Below are 24,322 nucleotides of genomic sequence, written 5' to 3' on the forward strand. Positions count from 1 at the left end.
TAGCTTGATTAGGCATAGCGGCGTTGTGTAAAGCATAAGCCCCACGCAACGCTCGCCATTCTTGGATAAGCCTGATGTTGATGAGATTGAAGCAATTGAACTGAGGATTTGCTCTAACTTGGTTGCGCCGTCATATAAACAAGTTCCCAGATATGTCCATCGGGATCTTCAAACGCGTGGCCGTACATAAATCCTTGATCCTGCGCTTGACGATAGGTTTTGCCGCCTTGCTGCTCGGCAAGCTTAACCAGTTGGTCGACACGTTCCCGACTGTCGCAGTCTAGGCAATTGAGCACTTCTGTCGTGGTGCGGGCATCGGCAATCGGCTTATCGGTAAAACCCGCGAAAAAAGGCTTCGCCAGCAGCATCACATAAATATTGTCGGCGATGACCACGCAAGCAGCCTGCTCATTGCTGTATTGCTCATTAATCCCAAACCCTAGGCCGGCGTAAAAAGCCCGTGATTGTTGAACATTTTCAACCGCTAAATTAACAAAGATACTTTGTGCCATCATAATCTCCCTTTAAAAATCCTCTGCGGACGTCACATCCTGTCCTGTAAAAATACTTGTAACTGTAAATAGCTCAGAGAACAGTCTAGTCAATCATTGCGGCATCCTAAACCTATATTCCCACAAGAGCATAAGGCGAGTATCTTACTCGCCTTATGAGGATACCTTATGGCAGTGATCTTAAGCTTTCAGCCTTAAGTCTGTCAGTTTATAACCTTCTCTTTATAGCTATCTGTTTATAAGAGTCAGTTTGCAACCGAACTGGGATAACCGCACTATTGCACCGCATGGGTGGCGGGCAGCGATAACAGCATTTCATCGATTAAACCATCGAAGCGGGCCTTAACTTCATCCATATCCTTAATGTTGGCAAAGCCTTGGGCAAGGACTCGCCAGACCATTTCCGTGGGTTGCCCCGCGATGCCCGTCGGTTTAAAAAAGCTAATCAGCACTGAGCCTTTATCGTACTTTTTAGGGTCAACACCTTGGTTCGATAAACCCGGCACTAAACCTGCGGCGGCGAGAATCTGCTCGTCCGACATTTGTGTGCCCATGGCGACGCCAAACCCGACTTGAAAGTCCGCCAGCTGCGGATCTTCAACCCAACGATAACCTTTCGTCAGCAGCACTTTTTTTAGCGTATCTTGCATATGTTGTTGGACTTGTTGTTTGTCTAATCGACTGTCGACAAAGATTTTCTGGAGTGTTGGGTGCCAACTGTAGGTCATGGCGCTCGGCGGTAATTGGCTCAAATCCCCCGAAGTCACAATTGTGGTTCGCAGCGCCTGCGAATCATCCACACTCACACAGGCCGTCAGCGCGGCAAAACCTATGGTTAATAGCGTCAATAAACGCCCAATAGTTTGTGGTAAATACATACTTATTCCCTTATTGCGATTTTTACAGCTTAAGGATAGTTGCTATTTCCAAGACTGAAAGTCGATATGCATCATAGTGTTAAATCATCGCTCTCGACAAGCCTTGTGGCTAATTTGTACTCAGGCATTCATAGCTTCCCAATTCGTTATGATTTGTTACTTTATTATGCCCGCAGGGCGTATAGGCGCGGCTCAATTTACCCGCTAGAATGCCTCGCCGAGCGACTGCAACTTGCATAATTACGGCGCAAAAATTGAGGGAATATGCCCTTATCACAATGCCAATAACGACAACAAAAGGTGTGAAATAGATCTATGGAGTTAATACTCGCTATCGCGTTGTTTGCCTTCTCGTCGGGGATCACCCCTGGGCCTAACAACATTATGTTGATGACCTCTGGGGTCAACTTTGGCGTTAAACGCAGTATTCCGCATCTGATGGGGATTAGCCTTGGCTTTCCCACTATGATCCTCGCCATCGGCCTAGGTTTAAGTGCCCTATTTCAAGCCTACCCGATTATCCACCAAGTGATTAAAATCATTGGGATTGTGTATCTCCTGTACCTGTCTTGGCTGATTGCCAACAGCAGTAGCAAGATGGAGGGCAAGAGTATAGCTAAACCCTTTAGCTTTCTGCAGGCCGCCGCATTTCAATGGGTTAACCCTAAAGGCTGGATTATGGCCGTGGGCGCAATTGCCACTTTTACCTCGGTGCAACAGGATCTCACGCCGCAAGTGGTCACCATTGCCACAGTGTTTTTATGTGTGGCCTTTCCCTGCGCCGTAGTGTGGCTTGGGTTTGGCGTGGCGCTTAAACGTATTTTGAAAAACGAGCGCCAGCAGAAGATCTTTAATATCACTATGGCCATCTTGCTTGTGGCGTCTATCATCCCTATGATCGCCCCCTAATTTTGGCCGTAAGAGTTAAGCACTAGCATGAATGAAATAGAACTGATCACTCAACAAACCGATAACTGGGTGAAAAAAGTGATCATGAAATACAATATTTGCCCCTTCGCCAGACGTGAGGTTGAGCGCGGCAGTATTCGCTATCTCGTTGTTGAACAAACCAAAGTCAAGCTAGTGCTCAAAGCCTTGATTGAAGAATGCCAATACCTAGATGCGCATCCCGAAGCCGAAACTACGCTGTTTATTCTGCCGCGGGGTTTTGATGGCTTTTACACTTACCTCGATCTGGTCGATATGGCGAACGACGCCTTATTCGACAACGACTATGAAGGCGTGTATCAGCTCGCGCATTTTCATCCCGATTATTGCTTCGAGGATGAACCACAGGACTCGGCCGCCAATTTTACCAACCGCGCTCCCTATCCAACCCTGCATATTATTCGCGAGGCTAGTATGGAGTTAGCCCTTGCTAACTACAACGACCCCGAATCAATTCCCGAGCGCAATATTCAATTTTGTGAGCGTAAAGGCAGCGAGTTTTTTATTAAATTACTCGCCGAATGTATGGAAAAATAGCTTTTATTTCAAAGTAATAAACCCAAAAAAGCCTAAGCTTAGGCATTGGGAAAGGTCGCACTGTTTACACCAATCACAGGATTTGTGTGCTCCATTTCTCATTGCCATAGCGACGATTTTTATAGCTATCGATACGCCATTCATCGGCCTTTTTAAGGACGATAAACAGATACTCATCTTCGAAGTGAGTGTTGGTTTTGACATAGATTTCGGCTCTGCTCTTATGTTTTAAGTTAACGAGCAGCTCAAGGGGATGGTCACAACCATTAAACTTTGAGGGAAAACCAAAGGAGTTGCGAACTTTACCGCCGTAAACACGGGGCTTATCGGTACAAAACCCATCGAATAAGGGGGAGATTTGTTCATTGAGCAGTGCAAACCAATCGGTCCGCTCTGCATAGTGGAACTCAGTTTCGGGCACGGCCTTTCTTAAGGCGTCTTCTTCTGCTTGCCGTTTGGCATAAAGATTATTTTCGATCTCATTCCAACTTTGGCAGAAAGATAACACACGCTGTGTTAAATACGCTTTTAATTCAATCTCATCCATGTCGATTATCTCGTCCTCTCCTAGGAATACTTACGGCGGACACTATAATCAAACGGCCTGTCGGTCACAAGCCTAGCTCTCTATCACATCAATAAAAAACATAATGATAATTCATTAGCTTAGGGTGAATTAGCCAGCATATTTTCCCCTAGATAGCTTGGCTGTTAACGCTGCCATGATTGTCATTCTTTATTTACAGCTCAAAATGTTTACAAATTGCTACTTTTGTTATTTGTTTGTTAAAAACAAATTCCTGTGTTAGGTTGAAATCACCTAAGTCAGCAGACGCCCGTCTGCCCATAGGAGCACAAGTAGATGCTCCGTGTCGCTTAGGTCTTACAACCTTGATAACAAATGGAGCAAGCACAATGAAATTAACCAAAATCGCCAGTGCCGTTATTGCCTTATCTGTGGGCGTTATTGCCCAAGCCCATGCCGACGATAATCGTTATGTCATTCAAGTCGAAGCGGGTCATAAAGGCATTGTTAAAGCACTGGCCAAAAAATTGGGCGCAGAAATCAACCTTGAAGGGGATGAATTTATCGCTGCGACTTTTACTGGCAAAGATCTCGCCCAAGTAAAAGGCCTGCTAAACAACCCACATATCACCCTGATTGAAGAAGACGTTCGCCGTCATCCAATGGCGCTATTTAACGATGATGCGGGCAATCCAATGACCCAGCAAGTCACGCCCTATGCCGTATATCAATCCCATGCCAACGAAGTGACCTTTAACCCAAATGCGGGCATGAAGGTATGTATTATTGACTCTGGTTTAGATAGCTCAAACCCAGACTTTAACTGGAACAACATCACTGGCGATAACGACTCTGGTACGGGTAACTGGAATCAAAACGGTGGCCCACACGGCACCCACGTAGCGGGTACCATTGGTGCGGCGGATAACAATATCGGTGTAGTAGGTATGGCGCCTGGCGTACCTATGCATATCGTAAAAGTATTCAACGCCTCGGGTTGGGGTTACTCCTCTGACTTAGCCTATGCTGCCAACAAATGTAGCAATGCTGGCGCTAAGATCATCAGCATGAGTTTAGGTGGCGGCGCAGCCAACAATACTGAAAAGAATGCCTTCGACGCCTTTACTGCGGCGGGTGGTTTAGTGGTCGCGGCTGCAGGTAACGACGGTAACTCAGTGCGCTCTTATCCAGCGGGTTATCCATCTGTGATGATGATCGGTGCTAACGATGCCAACAATAAGATTGCCGACTTCTCCCAATACCCAAGCTGCGTCAGCGGTCGTGGTAAAAAAGCCGTCAACGATGATGGCATCTGCGTTGAAGTGACCGCAGGCGGTGTCGATACCCTATCAACCTACCCTGCAGGCATGGCAACGGCCTCAACCTTAACTGCCGATGGCGCGACAGTCGCCTCATCAGCAATGGAAAACCCAGGTTCAGCCACAGGTAACACCTACTTTATGGGCACGGCTCAGGCAGTGGATTCTGGCGCGAACGGTAAGATTTGTGTTATCGATCGCGGCGTGATTTCCTTCCACGATAAAGTGCTTAACTGTGAAAACTCAGGCGGTGTCGGCGCAATCGTTATCAACAACGTTGCGGGCATGCTTTACGGCACTTTGGGTGATACCAACGCCACCACCATTCCTGCCGTTGGCGCAGCGTTTGAAGATAGAGCGAGCCTAATCGCTGCCCAAAACGCTACGGTTTCAATCGATTCGGTTGACTACGGCTTTATGAGCGGTACTTCAATGGCCACACCAGCAGTATCGGGCATGGCGGCATTGGTATGGTCTAACCATTCACAATGTACCGGCACACAAATCCGTAACGCACTCAAAGCAACGGCAATGGATGCGGGTACTGTGGGTAAGGATAACTACTTCGGTTATGGTATCGTCAACGCGAAAGCGGCCGATGCTTACCTCACCACCTATGGCTGCTCTGGCAAATAGTATTTAGCCAAGATAATCAGCCAAGATAATCCCAATAAAAAAACCAGCACTTGTGCTGGTTTTTTTATTGTCTATCGGAAGATTACTTAAACCAACCTTTGATACTGCTCAGCAGTGAGCGGCTGTAAAAAGGCGCGCTCTTGGCTTGGCAAAATGTCGCAATAGGCTCGACGCTGTCGCCATGTAAATGGTGCACCTTAATGAGCCAGCTGTCCTGCTCTAATTGACGCTCGAGCAACTTCACATCGCCACGAATACGATTAATATCCTCTGAGTTTTCAGCGGGTAATTGGATCACTAGGCTTAAGGCGTGATCCGAAGTACTACGAATAAAGTCCAAGCGTGACGATTCCAGCAGATAGGCCTTCTCGACAGTTTTATAGTTCGACAATAACCCTTTGAGCTGGGCGAAATGGGGATACTCATGGGGCTCGATATTGCCAAATAACGAGAGTGCGCCCCTGTGCTCAACCAACTCAAGCTGTGATGACAGCATCAAGCGTACTTCGTGTGCATCCAAGGATTTCGACATATTGCTGTTAGGATTCAGCGCCATATCGCTCCCCGATTGCAGCAACACTTGGAACAGCGTCTCGGCATCGAGCGTCATCACCCCATGGTGCGCAGTGCCTTCGCTCTTCATCAATTCGATGGCCTTATCGACGGCGGTTTGAGATGTGAAAATCGGCGTAAAAGGATGATCACTGCCATCCTCGAGGGGGACATACCACTGGGTGATGCCGATAGCCATCGCACCTTCACCCGCCTCGGGCGCCTCAGTGCTACTCTCACTCAAGATAAACAGGGTTGATTGGCTAAGTTGTTGATAAAACTCGGCCGCATACAGATTGTCTTGGAGGGCCTTCACAAAAATTTGTTCGAGTGGGGTTGTCGCTTCTAGGGTGTACAACATTGGCAAACTTCCTGTTATTAAGCGGTTCAGTCCTTTACTATCAAAGAGTTAAAAATAATTTTTAACCATTCGATTCACACTGACCAGATTAAATCGCGTGGGCATGGTAAAACATTGAGGGCGTCGAATCGAGTAAAACATCCCACAATTGGCATCAAAGCTGGCACTTAGCACAGTTCCGAGCCTGCGCAGTCGCAAACTCGGCACTCATGAGTAACTGACTGATAGAATTAGAGACTTAATCCCCACACTTCGAAGGCATCGCGGCAAAGCTGCTCACGAAAATCCGGATGAGCGATATTGATCAGCGCCTGCGCCCGCTCGCGTAGGGAGCGGCCACGTAGGTTTGCCGCGCCATACTCGGTCACTATGTAATGCACATGGGCACGCGTTGTCACTACCCCTGCACCTGGCGATAACACAGGAGCAATGCGGGAAACCTTGCCGCCCGAGGCGGTACTTGGCAAGGCAATCACAGAGCGGCCGCCTTCGGACAGCCCTGCGCCGCGAATAAAGTCCATCTGCCCGCCAACACCCGAATAAATCTTAGTGCCTATCGAATCGGCGCAGACTTGGCCAGAAAGGTCGACCTGTAATGCCGAGTTAATCGCCATCACATTGGGGTTTTTACGAATGATGGCAGTATCGTTCACCTGCTCGATATCCATAAAAATGACCGCAGGATTATCATCCACATAGTCGTATAACTTCTGGCTTCCTAAGGCGAAACCTGTGACCAGTTTTCCGGGGTAAAAACGTTTCTTGCTGTTGTTAATCACGCCCTTTTCGACCAGCTGCAAAATCCCGTCAGAAAATAGCTCGGTATGCACGCCTAAGTCTTTATGCTCGGTCAGGCAAGACAACACCGCATCGGGAATCGCACCAATGCCCATCTGCAAACAATCGCCATCACGCACTAGCTCGGCCACATTTTTCCCTATCGCCAAACTCACTGCATCGCCGGTGGCAAAGGCATGGATGGGTAAACTGGCGCTTTGTTCATACACGGCGGCAAAACGGTCGATATGAATAAAGCCATCGCCGTGAGTGCGGGGCATTTGCGGGTTGATATGGGCGATGATTTTACCCGCCACTTGGCAGGCGGCTAAGGTGGCCTCCACCGAAATCCCTAAGGAACACATGCCGTGTTTATCGGGTGGCGACACTTGGATAATCGCGGTATCGATTTTTTGCTCGCCGCTGCGGAACAATTTAGGCACTTCCGAGAGGAAAATCGGCACATAGTCAGCATCACCACTTTGCAATAATGGCCGAATCGGCACCCCGCCAAAGAAACAGCGATGGCGCAAATGACCACGCAAATCGGGATGACTTAAGGACTCAGCGCCTTCGGTATGTAGCTGTAATAAGGTGAGATTTTCAAGGGTGAGCGCATGTTTTGCCAGCGCATCTAATAAGACTCTGGGGGTCGCCCCCATGGAATGGGTCCACAGGGTTTCGCCACTTTGAATGAGCGATACCGCTTCGAGGGCACTTTGACACACAATCGCAGGCATACAGAATTCCTTCGCTTAGCTGATCCCCATTCCTTTGCGCATGTTGTGGCGAGGATGCGCCACACGCTTTGCGTCTCCGCTCCCCCAAGGGTTACGCAAAGCCAATACCGCAAAGGAACATTTTAATAGCAGCAGTGTAAGCGAGTTCTAAAGTAACTAACATCCATTTCAACGACTTAGTCCGATTCTTTACCAATACTTTGCGTTAAGTCAAAACTCGCGCCCAAAGCAAGAGCCTTAATCCAAACGTTTGGAGAATCGCAGACTGGCCACCAGCAGGCCTAAACAGGTAAAGCCAATCATCCACAGCGCATCAAATTGCAAGTCACTCACCTCGGCATCCCTCAGCACAATCGCGCGGGACATGCGCATAAAGTGCGTCGCGGGTAACGCCTCGGCAATCCACTGCGCCGCCACGGGCATGGCCTCGTAGGGGAACATAAAGCCCGACAACAGAATCGACGGCAGCAGGATAAACACCGTCATCTGCATCGACTGCAACTGGGTTTTCGCTATGGTCGAAATCACTAGGCCTAAGGTCAAACTTGCGCAGATAAACAACATGGCCGCCAGCGCAATCGAGTCCAAACCGCCGCGGATCGGCACTGCAAACAGCAAATGTCCGGCACTAAGAATAATGGCCAATTGCACGAAACCCACTAATACATAAGGGGTGATTTTACCTAGCATTAGCTCGAGCGGCCGCACTGGTGTGGTGATTAAAAACTCCATATTGCCCTGCTCTCGCTCGCGCACAATCGCGGCCGAGGTGAACATCACCATGGTCATAGTCAAAATGACCCCTAAGAGGCCGGGGACGATATTCACCACAGAACGCTGCTCAGGGTTAAAATACTGCACGACCTCAAAACTGGGGGGATTCGATTTGACCGCCCTGCCCGCAATTTCATCCAGTGGCATTTGCCTTAAACTGCGAATGGTGGAGGCAACCACAGTATCCGAGCCATCCACCAACCATTGCCCCACAGGCTCGGCAAAATAGGCCTGCCCCGCAAAGGCGGGATGTCGCACTAAACGCTCGTCGAGATCGGCGCCTAAATACAACACGGCTTTCACTTCGCCCCGAGTAATGGCCTCATCCGCTTCGGCCGCGCTCAAGTAGCGATTTTTAAAATCAATGACTTGAGTCGCTTCTACCGCCTTAACCAAGGCGCGGCTATAGGCGGAGTCGCTTAAGTTCACTAAACCTGCGGGCAAATGGCGCGCATCGGTATTGATGGCATAACCAAACAACATCAACTGCACTAAAGGGATCATCACTATCATGCCGAAGGTCATGCGATCCCGCGATAGCTGCCTGAGTTCTTTGACCACCACGGCCCAAATTCTACGTAGCATCTTGAGCCTCCACTGTCGTGGCCTGACTGCCGTTTGGCGGCGTTAGCTGGGCACGCCCGCCCGTGCAGGTGACAAACACATCCTCAAGGCTTGGACGCACCTCGGTCAATGCTCGCCCCGCAACCCTTGGGCTTAACCAGTCCAGCGGATCTGCAATCGAACTTTGCACTAATACCCGTAAACGACTGCCAATCTGCGCCGCCGATAACACTTTGGCGTCGCTGATAAGCGACTGTTTAAGCTTGCGTAAATCCTCCCCCGACACTTCAATAACCCGCGCGCCCATGGCCGCCATTAATTGTTGCGGCGAGCCGTCGGCGCGTTTTATCCCGCGCTCTAAAATCGCCAGACCATGGCAACGCTCGGCCTCATCCATATAGTGGGTCGAGACTAAAATCGTGGTGCCTTGGGCGCAGAGATCGAACAGCCGCTCCCAAAACTCGCGGCGATTTTCAGGGTCGACCGCCGATGTTGGCTCATCGAGAAATAACAGCTCGGGGTGATGCAAGGTCGCGGCGGCCAAAGCTAAACGCTGCTTTTGCCCACCACTCATAGAGCCCGCCATTTGCTTCTCGCGCCCCGCCAGATCGTACAAGCTTAATAACTCGGCTAAACGCGCCTTGGTTTGGCGACGATTCAGCCCATAAATTTGCGCCACAAACTCGAGGTTTTCCCGCACCGACAGGTTGTCGTAGAGGGAGAATTTTTGCGTCATATAGCCAATGCGGCGGCGCAGTTTTTCCTCGGCGCCGGGCAAGGTTTCCCCCAGCACCCGAATATCCCCCGAGGTTGGGCTAAGCAGCCCAGTCAACATCCGAATGGAGGTCGATTTGCCGCAGCCATTGGGGCCTAAAAAACCATAAATCGTGCCCTTAGGGATTGCCAAATCGAGATCTTCGACCGCATTGATGCCGCCAAAGGCGCGGGTCATACCGCGGGTTTCGATAGCAAATTCAGGAGTCGCGCTTGATGTTTCTGCCGCTGATGTCCCAGCGACTGTTCTCCCTACTGAAGCCTGTTGAGCGCTCATGGCAGCTGTACCTCAAGAGCCATTCCCGTGGGTAAATCCTGCCCATCTGGCGCAATATCGATATCGGTGAGATACATCAACCTCGCCCTATCGCGTTCATTTAAGGCATAAAAAGGGGTGTAAGCCGGTTGACTGCGAATATTACGCACTGTTCCTGCAATAGGCTGCGCGCGGCCATCTACAAGGATCTTCACTTGGCTACCCGCCTTGACCCTATCGAGCCAAGTTGCTGGCAGATATACCCGCACATAGGGATGCTCAATCGCCAATAAACCAATAAGTTGACTGCCTGCGGCCACCCTGTCGCCCACCCGCCAAGGTAAGGTATCCACTACTGCGGATCTTGCCGCCACTAGGCTTAAATCCTTGAGGGCCTTTTGCTCCTGCGCCACGCCAGCCATGGCCGCCTCGACTGCGGCTCTGGCCTGTTCGAGTTGCTCGCTACGGGTGCCGTTTTGCAGCAATCTTAGGCTCTGCTCGGCTTCGGCCTGCTTGGCAAGGCTGGTATCACGCGCCGCGCGCGCCGCATCTAAGTCCGCTTGGCTAAGCACCTTAGTCTTAAATAACCGCTGCGTGCGCTCAAAATTCTGCTGCGCCTCTTTCACACTGGCATTGGCGCCGTCGAGGGCGGCGCGGGCTTTATCTATATCTTCCGAGCGGGCCCCCGTCACGGCTTCTTCCAACTTGGCCTGCGCTTGCTTAAGCTCGGCTTGACGTTGACCAAGGCGCGCCTTGGCGGCTGTGCTGTCCAACTCGAGTAACACGTCCCCCGCCTGCACTTGCTGGCCTTCGACCACATTAATCTGGTTGATCAGCTCCCCCACGGGTGCGGTGAGGGTTAACCTGTCGCGCTCGACTGTGCCCAGCACGCGGGGGGATTCATCTCCGCAGGCCGTCAATTGCAGCAACAATGCCGCGCCCAAAAGATTCGCCAACATCTTGCCCCATCTTTGAGGAGAAAGTCGCCGCGCCATAACCGACATCACTGTTAACCTATTGGTTAAAATCATCATTCACTCCTAGGTTCACGTAATACACCCTGGGTAAACACCTGCATATTGTGCAGCGCTAAGCGTTGTAAATCCGCAGTATTGGCACTAAACAGGCCAAACTGACGCATTAAAACCGGGGGCGCGATCAGCGGAAACACCATCAAACTGATAAAACTCAGGCGCACTAAATTGGGGTCTAGCCCTTCTTTGAGTAATCCCGCGTTTACTAATGCCGACTCGACCCATTGGCGCGAGAGGGACAGAATTTGCTCAAACACCGACAACATAATTCGATACGCCTCGGTGCCATCGCCTTCCTGCAACACACGTACTATTAATCGGGGTAATCCGGGATTAGGTGCCATCACCCGATAATAGGTTTGCATCAGTTCACCTATATCATTGGGTGCTTGAGCGCTGGAAATTTCACGCAAACGCGCAATCACAGGCTCTAGGGTTTCCCGCACCATCTGCTCGAATAAGCCAGCCTTAGAGCCAAAGTAATAGCGGATAAGCGCCGCATCCACCTCGGCTTCACGGGCTATTTCACGGGTAGAAACAGTGGGATAACTGCGTTCACTAAAGAGCGTCACCGCGGCGGCGATCAGCCGTTGGCGCGCATCAGAGTTGCCTTTCGGGCGACCCGCAGTCATGGACTGCCCAGGTTGAGCGGCAAAGGGAACCACACCTCTTGGGCGACGGGGAATAAGCGACATAAGCCACTCCAGCAGAATTCATCTACTGATGAATATACTGAAAAGCTGCTGGAAAAGGCAGCAGTTAAATTCCTCATTTTGATTAAAATTGAGGAATTTAACCTAAAAGGCTTATGCCTAAGATATCAGACGGTTAAAACCATTTTTAAGGCTGGTATTTTGAAATCCTAAGTCCCTTTCACGATGGCGCTTAAACGTGCGATAAATTGCTGCACAGCTTCAAGGGTATCGAAACTAAACGCCAATCCGTAGTGGGTTTCGTTAAGGCTCTTATGTAAGCGCTTAGGAAAACGCGTCATTTCCGCATTGTGGTAATAGTCATACTTGGCATGAACGCCCGCTAAGGTGGCCAGTTCGCTGGAAAATACCTCAAAGGCCGGGCGAATAATCAGCTGTGCGGTTTTGCCCTCCATATGCAGATAAAAAGCTTCCTTGGTTTCCGGCAACATATATTCGGTAATGCTCTTCACCGAAAAATTGCTGCGGCAATGCAGCTCGGTTAAACAGCGGCTCATTTCCTGTTGTGTAATAGCCAAAAGTGCCTCCTGAAAGTGTAAACATCTTGATATACAGAACAATAAACTGATTAGCCTATCAGTGTTAATAAAAATAATTTCCCACAGCTTTAGGCAAATTTAAACAGCTTAATACGCCATGCGTTTTATTAGCGTTTACTGATCAAGTAATTAGCGTGTCCCTTGCCCCTATTAAAACACAGTCAAAAGATTGTCGCTATGTCATTAAATTGTATAGTGAATTTTTGCTTGCCAGCAGAAAATGTTGCGACTAGGTTAATAACCCAGAGTGGAAGTCGGGCCAGTTTAGCCCCAACGCTAAAGCCAAAGCGGTAATGTGTTTTAGGCTACTACTCCCAAGGTTTCGCCGTATTGATTTAAACCTGACAAATGATTGCCATGCCGAACGCTGCGACTTAACGCCATTCACCCGACACTCAATGGCCGTTAGCAATGGACTGCAAGGCCGTGCTCAATCACTAAGAGATGAGAAACACCCATGAAGATAAAAAACACCTTAATGCTCTTGGGTCTGTTAGCTGTCAGCCCCGCGGTATTTGCTGCAACGGGTATCGCCTTTGTCCACGGAACTGGGCATCAAACCAATGCGTTAGCCGACTATTGGACATCGGAGTTTGTTAACTCAGTGCGCCAAGGGATCCCCGTCCCCAATAATTACACTGTCATCAACTGCGACTTCGACCAATATATGTGGGAAGAAACGGCCGCAGGCTGTCTTGCCACTCAGCTCAATAGTTTTATTCAAGCGAAGAATATTGATGATTTAATCCTGCTCACCCACTCCAATGGCGGCAATGTGGTGCGCTGGATTTTATCCAATCCCACCTGGGACAGCCGCTATCCAGCGGTGATCAACGCCACCTCCAGAGTCATCGCCCTTGCGCCATCGAGTGGCGGCACGCCGCTGGCCGATGCGGTCAATCAGGGCAATGTGTTCGAAACCAGCCTAGGTTGGCTCTTAGGCTATGACAGCAATGCGGTCAAACAACAGCAAGTCGGCTGGATGGCAAACTACAACAACACCTTGCTATACGGCACAGCTGGTCGCCCGAGTTTAGGTAAACCCTTCGAGGTGGTTGTCGGCTCGGATGTGGATTCCGCCATTTGGGATAGCGACAGCTACTGCGCAGGCTATCAATATCAGGTCGCCCTCGAAACCACCCAAAACTGGCTCGATAGCTGCTCCGACGGCTTCTTAAATTGCAGCTCTCAAAAAGCCGCAGGCACAGTCTGGTTTACCGATAAACAAAAGACCCGAGGCCAAGAACCGCTAAGCCATCAGCAGAGTCGCCGTGCCTGCTTTAACTTAGACACGCTGATCCGCAACCATATTTAAGGAGCCAACTATGCCACCTTTCACACTCCGCACCTTAAGCAAAGCGGTCAGCTTGGTCATCTTAGCTGGCCTGCTCGGTGCCTGTCAGGATGAATCGACCACGCCTGAGCCACAAAAAGAAGCCAGCCCAATGTATGCCAAGGGCTTAACCTTATCAGCGCCAACGGATAGCGATCTTGTCGATACCAATATCGCCGCGCCAACCCTCGCGCCGATTAACACCAGTACCGATTACGTCAGCTTTATCACCCCACTCTATGGCGAATACCAAGCCAGTCAGCCCGTGCTTGAGCAGGCAAGCCAGAGTGATGAGTATTGGCTTAATGTCACCGGCGCCGAGCTGAATGCTGGCGTGCAGCTTAACTTAAGCCAAGCGGGCAGCTTAGTGCGGATTGCGCCCCGCGGCGATGTCAGCACAGGCGCCTTAATGCATGCCGATGCCGTTGCCCCTGAGCGGGTGCAAATTCAGCGGATAGGCCAAACGCCGCAGGGGAAAAACGCCAGCAGCCCGCAAGCAACAGAATCTTTAGTTAAATCGCTGGTGAGCGCCGACGCCTTAGCCAGCGCGGGACTCGCCGATGATTCCAGCGCGCTGCAAATGTCTGACAAGGCCACGGCCGGAGAATATCGCCTACAAGTCAGCCAGCCCTTGGTCGCTAAGGCCAACTATCTGGTCAACGTGAAGGAAAAAGGCTCGCCCTATCAACTGAGCATCAAGGCGCCCAGTGCAATTGCGGCCGATGCCCAAACGGTTGGGGTTAAACTCAATTTAAGCCAAAGCGATAATCAATTTGCGCCTCTGGCCAAACTCAAACAAGCCGATGGCACAGAGCAAGCGCTGGCCATGGTGAAACAGGGGGATGAATGGCAGGCTTTAGTGCCCGCAGACTTGCCCCTTGCCAGCAGCAATGCGGGGCTGAGTGAAATCGAAGTCACAGTCCAGACTCAGGTCGATGGCCGCCCAGTGCAGCGCACGGTGAAAACCGCGTTTAAGTCCTATGTGAACTCGGCCAGCATCAAGCCAGAAGTATTGACCGTGTGGGACAAAGGCGTACCGAATCAAGTCAACTTTGAGCTAAATGTCGCCGAAGCGGGACGCTTTGGGTTGAGTGGCGTGCTCACGGGCACCAATACCGAAGGCCAAAAAGTGGCGATTATGCGCACCCAAGCGGCAACTTGGTTAACGCCCGAATCCCCCAAACTCAAGCTGATGTTTGACCCAACACTTATCCAAGCCTCGGGTCTGCAACCGCCCTTTGAACTCAACGAGCTAGAGCTGCAAGACCAAGGGCAAATGGCGCGGTTAAGTTTTCAGGCCAACGCACTGGTACTTAGCCGCTAACGACTGTGTTTAGCCGCTAATTCACTTTTCATTTTTCACTTCTCCCTTCCCAACCGTTTTGAGTGCCCACCCGGGCACTCTTTTTTTAGCTTGGTGCTGTCAGCCTCAGTTAAAGCCAGACAGAAAAGCACCAGACAAATCCCTAACAAAGGTTTCCAAAGTGCCGCGCAAGATCACAAATGAGTGATAAAGCAGGTGCCACAGGACGCAATATCGTCACAATGACGATATAAAATTTACATTGATTACCGAAGGTTATTCCTTTTAAATAACAAAGTGTCTAGGCATAATGTCAATGTTTTGACGTCATGCAAATTGATGACACTCAATGTTCAACACGCGCTACCTATAAAAATAACAATGACTAACGGCACCGCGATTCCCCCGCCTTAGTCGATGCTCAAGCAATGGAAATCCTATGAGTGACAGCACATTTTTTTTTGGTGAATGGCAAGTCAATCCCAGCGCCAACAGCCTGCTCCTTGGTAAACAAGTTAAGCAACTTGAACCTAAGGCGATGGATGTGTTGTTGTTTCTCTGCCAAAACGCCGGTGAAGTGGTCAGCAGCGACGAAATTGTTAGCCATTGCTGGCCGGGGGTCGACACGGGCGACAATCCACTGCACAAGATTATCAACCAGTTACGACGTGCACTTGGCGATAGCGCCACCGAATCCCGTTACATTGAGACCATTCGCAAACGTGGCTATCGTACCTTAGCCGAGGTTCGCTTTCCCGTTGGCCACGAGGCCAGCGCCACGCCACAGACTTGGCAAGGCGGCTCGCCGTTTCCGGGCCTGCAAGCCTACAGCGCCAACTATGCCGACGTATTCTTCGGCCGCAGCGAGCAAATTAGCACGCTGCTGAATCGCATTAGCCAACAAATCCAGTTTGGCCGCGCCTTCTGCTTAATTTTGGGCCCCAGTGGTAGCGGTAAATCTTCCTTAATTAATGCCGGTGTATTGCCTAACCTTATGGCCGCCAATGGCTTTAATGGCGTTGGGGTTGTGGCCTACAGCAGCCTCGATTTTGCCGATGTCAGCAAGGGACAACTGCTCACCGTACTGGCCAGTGCCATGCTCGACTGGGAGCTAAACGAGACCCCAGTCTTTGAGGGAATGAGCGCAGACTCTCTTGCCGCCAAGCTTGAACAAGATCCGCAGAGCATTGTCGACATATGTAAACAAAGCCTTAAAAATCAGACCTATGCTACACCACGCTTTGCCTTATTTATCGACCGATTAGAGGTCTTATTATCATCGCCGCTGTTTAGCGATACCGAGCGCAGCACCTTTATCGAGCTGTTAGAGCGTCTTGCCACTTCCCATGCGGTGTTAATTTTAAGTGCCTGTCGCAACGACTTTTATCCGTTGCTGGTCAATTACCCCAGCCTGATGGCAGGCAAAGCGCGCGGCGCCCATTTCGACTTAGCACCGCCCACTCGCACCGAGCTGTTGCAGATGATCCGCCTGCCAGCCGTTGCCGCCAATTTAACTTGGGAAATCGATAGCGACACCGCCATGCCGCTCGATGAAATGCTCTGTAGCGATGCCGCCAGCAACCCAGATGCGCTGCCTATGCTGCAATACACCTTGCAGGCGCTGTATTTGCAACGCAGCGACGACGACAAACTATTGGTCTCTGTGTATCGCACCTTGGGCGGTATCGAAGGCGCTATCGGTAAAAATGCCGAGCAGGCCATCTCCCATTTAACCGAGGCCGAAAAAGCCAGTCTGCCACGGATTTTGTCCCTGTTAGTCACCCTGCGTGAGGATGAAAAATCCATCACCAGCCGCACTGCACGCTGGTCGCAGTTGCAAAGCGCGGCCGAAACCGCCCTAGTGCAAGCCATGGTCGATAGCCGCTTATTTGTGTCCCATCTGCAAAATGGTGAGCCCTGTTTTAGCATCGCCCACGAAGCCCTGCTGCGCCGCTGGCCAAGGGCGACGGCGTGGATCAGCGAACATAACGACAGCCTTAGCATTAAGAGCCGACTACAGCATTTATCCCAGCGCTGGCTCAGCGAAGCCAAACACAGCGCCTATTTGCTGGCCGAGGGTAAACCCTTAAAAGAGGCCCAAAGCCTTAGGCAAAACCCCTTGTTTGACTTAGACGAGCGGGAAACCGACTTTATTGCCGCCTCCAGTAAACGCGCCACTATGCTGCGCTGGACGAGGCGCATCACCGTCGCCCTGCTGTGCGTACTCACCTTAACCTCAGTCATTATGAGCGTTCGCAGTATCGAAGCCGAAAAGCTGGCCCAGCAAAAACGCCTCGCCGCCGAAGATCTGCTCGGGTTTATGGTGGGTGACTTCGCCGATAAGATGCGCGGCATCGGCCGGATGGACTTACTCGACGGGATCAGCAATAAGGCATTGGAATATTTCACGGATTTTTCCAGCCAAGACGATGAGAAGTACTTAAGCTTCGACGCCCGCTTCCAGCATGGACAAACCTTAGAGGCCATGGGCGAAGTCGCCTATTCACGCAATAAAATCGATGAGGCCCGCAGCGCCCTACTCGCCGCACAGGAAAAAATGCTACCGCTGCTCGAATTGCAGCCAGAAAACTTAGCCCTGCTAAAAACCTTAGGCGCCAATGCCTTCTGGTTGGGTCAGCTTAAATATGATGTGAGTGATTGGGCGGCATCGCGTCCGTTCTTCGAGCAGTATTTAGCCTATAGCCAAACCATGTATGCCTTAGCGCCAGAGGATAAAGATGCGCTGATGGAGCTGTCCTATGCCCATAACACCTTGGGCTCAGTGTCGATGAAGCAACAGGACTTTGCCAAGGCACAGCAAGATTTTGAGGAGTCATTACGATTAAAGCTATTGGCACTGGCCAAAGCCCCCGAAGATAGCCAACTGATTGCCGATGTGGCCAATGCACGTTCTTGGTTAGCGAGTGCGGCAGTTTCACAAGGAGATGTACTTTCCGCAATACAAATCCACACTCAGCTTCAACAAGAATTAGGCAAAAATATCAAACAGCCATACATATTAGACAGGCTATCTGCAAGCCATCAAACCCTTGCTGATTTGTATGACTATCAAAACCAACCCAAAAAAGCTCTTGAGCAAACCAAGCTTGGTTTAGAAGCAATATCTACTGCTCTAGAAAAAGATCCCAAAAATGAAATTTGGATTAAACAAAAATATTATCAAAAATTTAATATCTTGGCACTTTCTCATGCTGATATAGATGAAGTTAAAAATTTAAAGTCAACACTTGATTCTGATGCCGAGTTAAATTCTTCATCAAGAAAAGATGAAATTTATGCAAGTTTTTTTCTAGCTGCTGCAAAAAACCTTGAGCAACAAGACAAACCAACTGAAAGTTTAGAATTCGCTATTCAAGCAAAAAAAGAATTTCTTAAACTATCTGAAAAATACCACCAAAACACAACTTATATATCAAAATTATCAGAAAGCATCTTATTAGAAGCAAAAACATCTAAAGATAAGCACACCCAACATACGTTGTGTCTCTATTCAAAAAATTTACTTTCACCAATAATTGAGAAAGACAAATCACCAAGTTTCACTGTTTCATACATTAAATCTCTTGACTGCTTGGGTGAAGTTATTAATGATGAGACTCTACAGAAGTTATTACTAGAATCTCAAATACTAAACATTAGGTTTTAATAAAAAAGAAAGGAAATTAATATGTTTGCACCACAAGGTTTAGCTCAATTTGTTAAAGTGAATGTCACCCTAGAAAATGGTGAACCTGTATTTATCTACACAGATGCTAGCGGCGAGCAGTGCCCAGGTGATGTCACCATCACTCAAGCTGGTACTGTAACTTACCTACTTAATGACCAAACAGGTAAAGGGCTAAAATTTGTCGGTGTAGGTTTTGTGACCCCGTTCGATGAAATTGTTGATGCAGTCACCATTAGCAGCGATGGTATGCTAGTGCAACTTGTTGACCTTGATAGAACGCCTGGTACTACTAAGTTCCAATTTGTATTGAGCAATACCACCAATACTCTATTGGTATTAAGTCCTGATCCTGAAATTATTAATCGCCCACAAAACTAATTTTGGATAAAGGGACTGCTAAGCAGTCCCCTTTTCCCCTTCCTGTCCCCTCTGCTTGCCACAGCCAAACGTCTTAGCTAGCCAATTCCCTCTACTTTTAACCAATTCTGCTTTACAAATTTGCGCATCATTTCCCCTTCATACGACACAAATCGCAGCGAATCGACGTGAAGATTCCCCTAAATCATTCGGAAGCTAAATTTTTATTCATTTATAAACAACAAGTTAAACCAGAAGGTAAGCAGAAGGTATCTTTTCTTCCACCAGAATAAAGTCATCCTCAGAAAAGCGCCTAGCGCAGATGATTAAAGTTCACGGAGAAAGATAACAATGACAAACTCACCGAAACTGGCACGCCAACAACCCGCCTTATCCATTGTCGATGATGCTGCATTGGCCGCAACTCAGCATGCAAAGGCTGTGGAGCTACCGCTGAACTTTTTCGAGCATTCTTCCCTCGAGACCATTGAACTCTTTATTCAACATTTAACCGAGCCGGTGATCCTAGTGAATGCCAATGGCTTTATCCGTTCGTGCAATCAACGTAGTGCCGAGTTGCTCGATTGCCCGCAGGCGAGTTTAAAGGGCCAAGACTGGCGCAATTTTTTGACCGAACATCATCAAGCGCGCTACGACAATCTCCTGAGTCACGATGTGCAACTAGGCACCAATTGTGGTCACCCCGTGCAGCACCCTGCGCAGGAAACCACGCTGATCTGCGCCTCTGGCAAGGCCAAAGATGTTGAATTGTCTATCTCTTATATTCCCAGCCATGAACCTGTGTTTGTGATGGTGATGCACGATTTAACCCAGCATAAGGCGGAAAACCTCAAGCTGCGTAAATTGGCCGCCACCGACTCCCTCACCCAACTGGCAAACCGTCGCTATTTTGATGAAATGCTGCAACAGCAATGGGAAGAATGTACCGCCAAACTGCGTCCCATCAGCGTAGTCATTATCGATGTGGATTATTTTAAGGTGTTCAATGACCAGTTTGGTCATGTCCAAGGTGATGAATGCCTTAGAAAAATCGCCAAAGTAATCGCCAATATTGTGCCTATCGACATCGGTCTTGCGGCCCGTTACGGCGGCGAAGAGTTTGCGCTGATCCTGCCTAATCACAATGCCAAAATGGCGCTGACCATAGCGCAAAAAATTCAGCAAGAGATTAATGATATTCGCTTTACTGACCAAGGACTTAGGGATTATGTCTCGGTAAGTGCCAGCCAAGGGATTGCCAGTGAAGTTAATGGCCAGTTCCGTACTTCACTCGCCATGGTGTGCGCCGCCGATACCGCGCTTTACCGCGCCAAGGCCGATGGTCGTGACCGGATAAACGCCTCACTGTAGGCAGTGGTGATTGCAGCGTAAGCAATCGTAAGGGAATGAAATTAAACAAGGATGTTACCCATGAAAACGCCGAATACACCCCATAACACTTCGGATACCTCGACTAACACTGTGGCTCAAGCACAGGGTCAAGAGACAGCAGCCTCGATGAATTCACTTTCCTTAACACCATTTTCTCTCAGTCACACCCTAGATGTGTTTACCTTCCAAGCTTGGGTTAACACTCAACAGGGCGGGACGGTATTTCAATATTGCGACCAAGCCAATAATCCCTGCTTTACGGTACAAATAACGCCACTTGGGCATATCGATATTCGAGTAAACAGCCAGTTATTACAGATTGATACTATATCCACCTTAGGCGGCTTAAATGATGGTTATTGGCATTTATTATCCATCACTTATCAATACCATGAATTAAGCTGTTTTATCGATGGCGGTCAAATCCATTTACAGCAGCATACAACGCCCTTAACGGATGAGGCTAAATTAAAAACCGAAAAACAAACTACCGCGAATTTAGATGGGGAAATCGTTAATATTAATTTGATTGAAACCTGTTTAACCGACACAGAAATTTTAGATTGTTATTTACATCCACAGCAACAAGCGGCGCTGATTGACAGCAACCTATATATTTATCCAAAACAACATTCAAAGCAGGATCTCAACTTAATGCCAGCTCAATTAGCAAGACAGGAAGTCATGCTGATTATTTTTAATGATACCGAATATAATTTTAGTAAGCAGAACTTAAACAGCAATAACTTTAACAAGCAGCTACCTAATATTATACCCGCCCATGAACGCTGCGCTTATATGATTGAATCCAGCAGTGATAACTGGCCACATTTTATTTATAAGGCGAACTATCAAGCCAAAGAAAGCACCGATATTAAACTGAGCTTTGATATTTTAAAATCCCTCACACCACATCGGTCACAGATTGATTTACAGCTGAGCAATGAGCTGGAATTTGATTGCTTTATCAGCCAATCAACTTCGAACCGATTAACGGCCGAGATCCGTATCAGCGAAAATGTGGTCACCCGCCAAGCTAAGCATTTTATGCGCTTTATTAACGAAGTGCGCAGCCATATTGACAGCGACAATATCATTACCGATGGCCAGTATTATGCCGAGCAGGATTTTTGGGTAAGCACGGGACAACAGATGCTGGCCTACGAAAATGCCTGCCAACTGTTTAATCGCCGCTTGCAAAAAAGGCCCCTCGCCATCATCAAATGCCACACCAGCCAAGAGGTCAAACTGGTCTACAAGACGGCGGTCGATTATCACTTAGCCATTAGTGTGCGTTCCAGCGGCCATGATCACGAAGGGGAAAGTGGCGAGACCAATAGCATAGTGATCGACCTATCCTTGATGAACAGCATCGAACTCGACCCCATCAGCGGCATTGTCGCCGTTGGGCCAGGTTGCACTATGCAAGCCTTAACCAGTTATCTGGCGCAAAAGGGCCTAATGCTGCCCCACAGCACCAGCGCCTCCCATGCCTTAGCGGGCTTTATTATGGGCGGCGGTTGGGGACCTTGGTGTCGAAAATACGGCATGTGCTGCGAAAGCTTAATGCAGGCAGAAATCGTGTTGGGCGTAGGTGAAACCCAAGTGGTGTCGGCGGCCAATAAGCCCGAACTCCTCTGGGCGCTCAAAGGGGGAGGCGGTTTAAGCTACGGTATTGTAACCCGTTTTTTTATTCAAACTTTTGCCCTGCCCCCAAGCCTGCTGAAATTTGAACTGGAATGGAACCCGTATCAACAGGATAGCCAACAGCTACGAGAAACCACCCCAACCTTAAGATTATTGGAGCGTTGGGAACAGATTATTTTGGCCGATAATCTGCCTTGTTTGCTGGGCACCAATCTTAAAATCCAAGCCAAACCCACCGTTTTGCCAGGGGTAAAACCGCCATTAAACACTGGCGTGCAGGATCCTCAAGAGGCCAAACATAACTGCATTATGTACGGCTATTGGGAGGGTAATCCTGCGAGCCTTGCGCACTTTATCAAGACCCAGTTTAGCGAGGTCGGCTTAAAACCCAAAAGAGTGCAAATGGCGGCCATGGGTGGATTAAGCCAATCCTATGGCGATGAATTGATGGAGAGCTGGAACCGTGAGGCGATTCGGGATTTACAACCCGTCTTAAACCATAGAATGGCCGAATTGATTAATGATACGGATATACAGCTGTATAAAAATCAGCGCCAACATTCGCAGGATTTGCTCAAGCCCGCGCCCCATAGGGTGACATCGCGCTTGGCCCATGCACAGGGGCTAAAACAGGGGCACATCGCGCTTATCGACAGCCTCACCACATCTCAACTGATTGATGGCAATCGGCAATTAGGCTTGTTTACCTATGTCACCCTAAGTGCCATTGCCGGCGATTTTTATCGCACGCTTGGTGAGGTACAAAAAAGCCAGAGCGCCTTCCCCTACAAGGAGCAGGCCTACATTATTCAGTATCAAGCATGGTGGAACAGCGAACTCCAAGAGCAAGCCTTAATGCAGGTTAACTCTGTGTATCCTAGAGTGAATAAGGCGCTCGACTGGATAGACACCTGCCGCGATGCCTGCATTGCCAATAGCTCTGGCGCCTTTATCAGCTTTAAGGACAATACCATCCCGACCGCACGCTACTTTGGGCAAAATTATCAAATGTTGCAGCAGGTTAAGGCCAGTTATTGCCAAGATCCCTTGAATCATTTTCGCTCGCGCAAATCGATTGTATAGCAGAGGATTGATGGCTTGCTAGCGCAGTCAACTCATCAATCTCTGCTGGTGTGGGGTGGTCAGCATCTTTGCAACACCACACCAACACGGCGTTCGCAATAGCGCTCGCCTAGGCGGCAATTTTAAGGCAAACTCAGCTTCCTTCGTCGTTGAATTATTTGCATTAAAGGTGATACATGACACCGCCACCCGCACTGGCCATAGTGCTTGCCCTGCTGGCCGCGAGCCTAATGGGCACCATTGGCGTATTCGCCCGTTTTGCCGCCCTGCCCGCCGAACATATCACCTTTTACCGCCTGCTACTCGGCGCGCTGTTTTTAATGGCCTATATGCTGTTAACGGGTAAGGGACGGCAAATTCGCCATAAACCGAGCAAGCGCACCTTAATAAATGGCGCTATGTTGGCGGGATTTATGGCTTTTTATATCGAGGCCATTGAATACACCCAAATGGCAACGGTGATCATGATTATCTATCTCGCCCCTGTGCTGGCGTCACTCTTTGCCCATTTTGTGTTTCACGAAAGGCTTAAGCGATCCAGCATCGCCACTGTGGTGCTCGCCTTGATGGGTTTTATGCTGATGCTGCCCGTGACCTCGAGTCAGTCACTCTACGACAATGAAATTATGGGATATTTTTATGCCCTGCTCGCATTGCTCACCTATTGCGGTTTTATCTTAATCAACCGTAAACCGAGCGCCGCCTCGCCCTATCAAAGCACCTTAGTCCAGCTCAGTGTCGGCGCCCTCTGTTTACTGCCCTTAGTGTTAACGACGCCCTTAGTGCCGAGTCTGGATCAATTTGCTTGGCTGTTGGCGATTGGCTTCTTTCCGGGATTTTTAGCCATTCTGTTTGCGGTAAAAGCCCTCGCGCAGCTGCCTTCAGTCACCTATGGCACCCTTTCCTATGTCGAACCTGTGGTGGTGGTCGCACTGGCTTGGTGGTTATTTGATGAGGCGCTCACAACGCAGCAAATGCTGGGGGTAACGCTGATTATGCTGGCGGGCATGGCACAGGGCTACTTAAGCCAGCGCCACACGGCCAGCAAAACCTTAAAGGATTGCCCGACTTAAGCGTAC

20 protein-coding genes are annotated in these 24,322 nt (G+C 49.4%); 10 read left to right on the top strand and 10 right to left on the bottom strand.

Going from position 1 to position 24,322, the window contains the following annotated elements:
• Window positions 1-113: 113 nt before the first annotated feature.
• Together K0H59_RS13840 and K0H59_RS13845 are read right to left on the bottom strand one after the other, a co-directional pair.
• The gene (locus tag K0H59_RS13840; protein WP_220053445.1) at window positions 114-512 is read right to left on the bottom strand and encodes a VOC family protein; all 399 of its coding nucleotides are present in this window, start codon (window positions 510-512) and stop codon (window positions 114-116) included.
• A gap of 275 nt (window positions 513-787) precedes the next feature.
• A complete protein-coding gene (locus K0H59_RS13845; protein ID WP_220053446.1) occupies window positions 788-1,390 on the bottom strand; it encodes a DUF4136 domain-containing protein in 603 nt (200 codons plus the stop codon).
• 315 nt (window positions 1,391-1,705) lie between these two features.
• Here K0H59_RS13845 and K0H59_RS13850 point away from each other — a divergent pair, with 315 nt between their 5' ends.
• Window positions 1,706-2,299 (top strand): LysE family translocator, encoded by a 594-nt coding sequence (locus K0H59_RS13850; protein WP_011717623.1) that lies wholly within the window; start codon window positions 1,706-1,708, stop codon window positions 2,297-2,299.
• 27 nt (window positions 2,300-2,326) lie between these two features.
• Window positions 2,327-2,875, top strand: coding sequence for a DUF1415 domain-containing protein (locus K0H59_RS13855; protein ID WP_220053447.1), 549 nt, complete (start codon window positions 2,327-2,329; stop codon window positions 2,873-2,875).
• A gap of 73 nt (window positions 2,876-2,948) precedes the next feature.
• On the opposite strand, the gene K0H59_RS13860 is transcribed toward K0H59_RS13855, so the two are convergent.
• Window positions 2,949-3,422, bottom strand: a complete 474-nt coding sequence (locus K0H59_RS13860) for an NTF2 fold immunity protein (protein WP_220053448.1) — start codon at window positions 3,420-3,422, stop codon at window positions 2,949-2,951.
• Window positions 3,423-3,790: 368 nt separating this feature from the next.
• On the opposite strand from K0H59_RS13860, the gene K0H59_RS13865 reads away from it, so the two are divergent.
• Window positions 3,791-5,356: a S8 family serine peptidase gene (locus K0H59_RS13865; protein ID WP_220053449.1), complete on the top strand. Its 1,566-nt coding sequence runs from the start codon at window positions 3,791-3,793 to the stop codon at window positions 5,354-5,356.
• 82 nt (window positions 5,357-5,438) lie between these two features.
• Here K0H59_RS13865 and K0H59_RS13870 read toward each other — a convergent pair whose 3' ends face one another.
• The 7 genes from K0H59_RS13870 to K0H59_RS13900 all read right to left on the bottom strand — a co-directional run bounded on the left by K0H59_RS13870 (window position 5,439) and on the right by K0H59_RS13900 (window position 12,398).
• Window positions 5,439-6,269, bottom strand: a complete 831-nt coding sequence (locus K0H59_RS13870) for an SseB family protein (RefSeq protein WP_220053450.1) — start codon at window positions 6,267-6,269, stop codon at window positions 5,439-5,441.
• 230 nt (window positions 6,270-6,499) lie between these two features.
• Entirely contained in the window at window positions 6,500-7,786 is a 1,287-nt protein-coding gene (locus K0H59_RS13875; RefSeq protein ID WP_220053451.1) for an acetyl-CoA hydrolase/transferase family protein, read from the bottom strand.
• A 237-nt stretch (window positions 7,787-8,023) separates the two neighbouring features.
• Window positions 8,024-9,145: an ABC transporter permease gene (locus K0H59_RS13880; RefSeq protein ID WP_220053452.1), complete on the bottom strand. Its 1,122-nt coding sequence runs from the start codon at window positions 9,143-9,145 to the stop codon at window positions 8,024-8,026.
• Window positions 9,135-10,076: an ABC transporter ATP-binding protein gene (locus K0H59_RS13885; protein WP_220055608.1), complete on the bottom strand. Its 942-nt coding sequence runs from the start codon at window positions 10,074-10,076 to the stop codon at window positions 9,135-9,137. Before K0H59_RS13885 ends, K0H59_RS13880 begins: the two co-directional genes overlap by 11 nt.
• A gap of 95 nt (window positions 10,077-10,171) precedes the next feature.
• The gene (locus K0H59_RS13890; protein WP_220055609.1) at window positions 10,172-11,185 is read right to left on the bottom strand and encodes an HlyD family secretion protein; all 1,014 of its coding nucleotides are present in this window, start codon (window positions 11,183-11,185) and stop codon (window positions 10,172-10,174) included.
• Window positions 11,185-11,883: a TetR/AcrR family transcriptional regulator gene (locus tag K0H59_RS13895; protein WP_220053453.1), complete on the bottom strand. Its 699-nt coding sequence runs from the start codon at window positions 11,881-11,883 to the stop codon at window positions 11,185-11,187. The genes K0H59_RS13890 and K0H59_RS13895 overlap by 1 nt, the downstream gene beginning before the upstream one ends.
• 167 nt (window positions 11,884-12,050) lie before the next feature.
• Window positions 12,051-12,398 (bottom strand): hypothetical protein, encoded by a 348-nt coding sequence (locus K0H59_RS13900; protein WP_023267442.1) that lies wholly within the window; start codon window positions 12,396-12,398, stop codon window positions 12,051-12,053.
• A 499-nt stretch (window positions 12,399-12,897) separates the two neighbouring features.
• On the opposite strand from K0H59_RS13900, the gene K0H59_RS13905 reads away from it, so the two are divergent.
• The 7 genes from K0H59_RS13905 (at window position 12,898) to K0H59_RS13935 (ending at window position 24,316) form a co-directional block, all read left to right on the top strand.
• A complete protein-coding gene (locus tag K0H59_RS13905; protein ID WP_220053454.1) occupies window positions 12,898-13,755 on the top strand; it encodes a hypothetical protein in 858 nt (285 codons plus the stop codon).
• Window positions 13,756-13,765: 10 nt separating this feature from the next.
• Window positions 13,766-15,097 (top strand): DUF4785 domain-containing protein, encoded by a 1,332-nt coding sequence (locus K0H59_RS13910; protein ID WP_220053455.1) that lies wholly within the window; start codon window positions 13,766-13,768, stop codon window positions 15,095-15,097.
• Between the two features lie 418 nt (window positions 15,098-15,515).
• On the top strand, window positions 15,516-18,743 hold the full coding sequence (locus K0H59_RS13915) for a winged helix-turn-helix domain-containing protein (protein WP_220053456.1): 3,228 nt from the start codon (window positions 15,516-15,518) through the stop codon (window positions 18,741-18,743).
• A gap of 21 nt (window positions 18,744-18,764) precedes the next feature.
• Window positions 18,765-19,142 (top strand): DP-EP family protein, encoded by a 378-nt coding sequence (locus tag K0H59_RS13920; protein WP_037416891.1) that lies wholly within the window; start codon window positions 18,765-18,767, stop codon window positions 19,140-19,142.
• 330 nt (window positions 19,143-19,472) lie between these two features.
• Window positions 19,473-20,492, top strand: coding sequence for a diguanylate cyclase (locus K0H59_RS13925; RefSeq protein WP_220053457.1), 1,020 nt, complete (start codon window positions 19,473-19,475; stop codon window positions 20,490-20,492).
• A gap of 60 nt (window positions 20,493-20,552) precedes the next feature.
• Window positions 20,553-23,243, top strand: coding sequence for an FAD-binding protein (locus K0H59_RS13930; protein WP_220053458.1), 2,691 nt, complete (start codon window positions 20,553-20,555; stop codon window positions 23,241-23,243).
• Window positions 23,244-23,419: 176 nt separating this feature from the next.
• Window positions 23,420-24,316, top strand: a complete 897-nt coding sequence (locus K0H59_RS13935) for a DMT family transporter (protein WP_220053459.1) — start codon at window positions 23,420-23,422, stop codon at window positions 24,314-24,316.
• Window positions 24,317-24,322 lie beyond the last annotated feature (6 nt).

The sequence above is a fragment of the Shewanella sp. FJAT-51649 genome, assembly GCF_019457435.1.
GTDB lineage: Bacteria > Pseudomonadota > Gammaproteobacteria > Enterobacterales > Shewanellaceae > Shewanella > Shewanella mangrovisoli.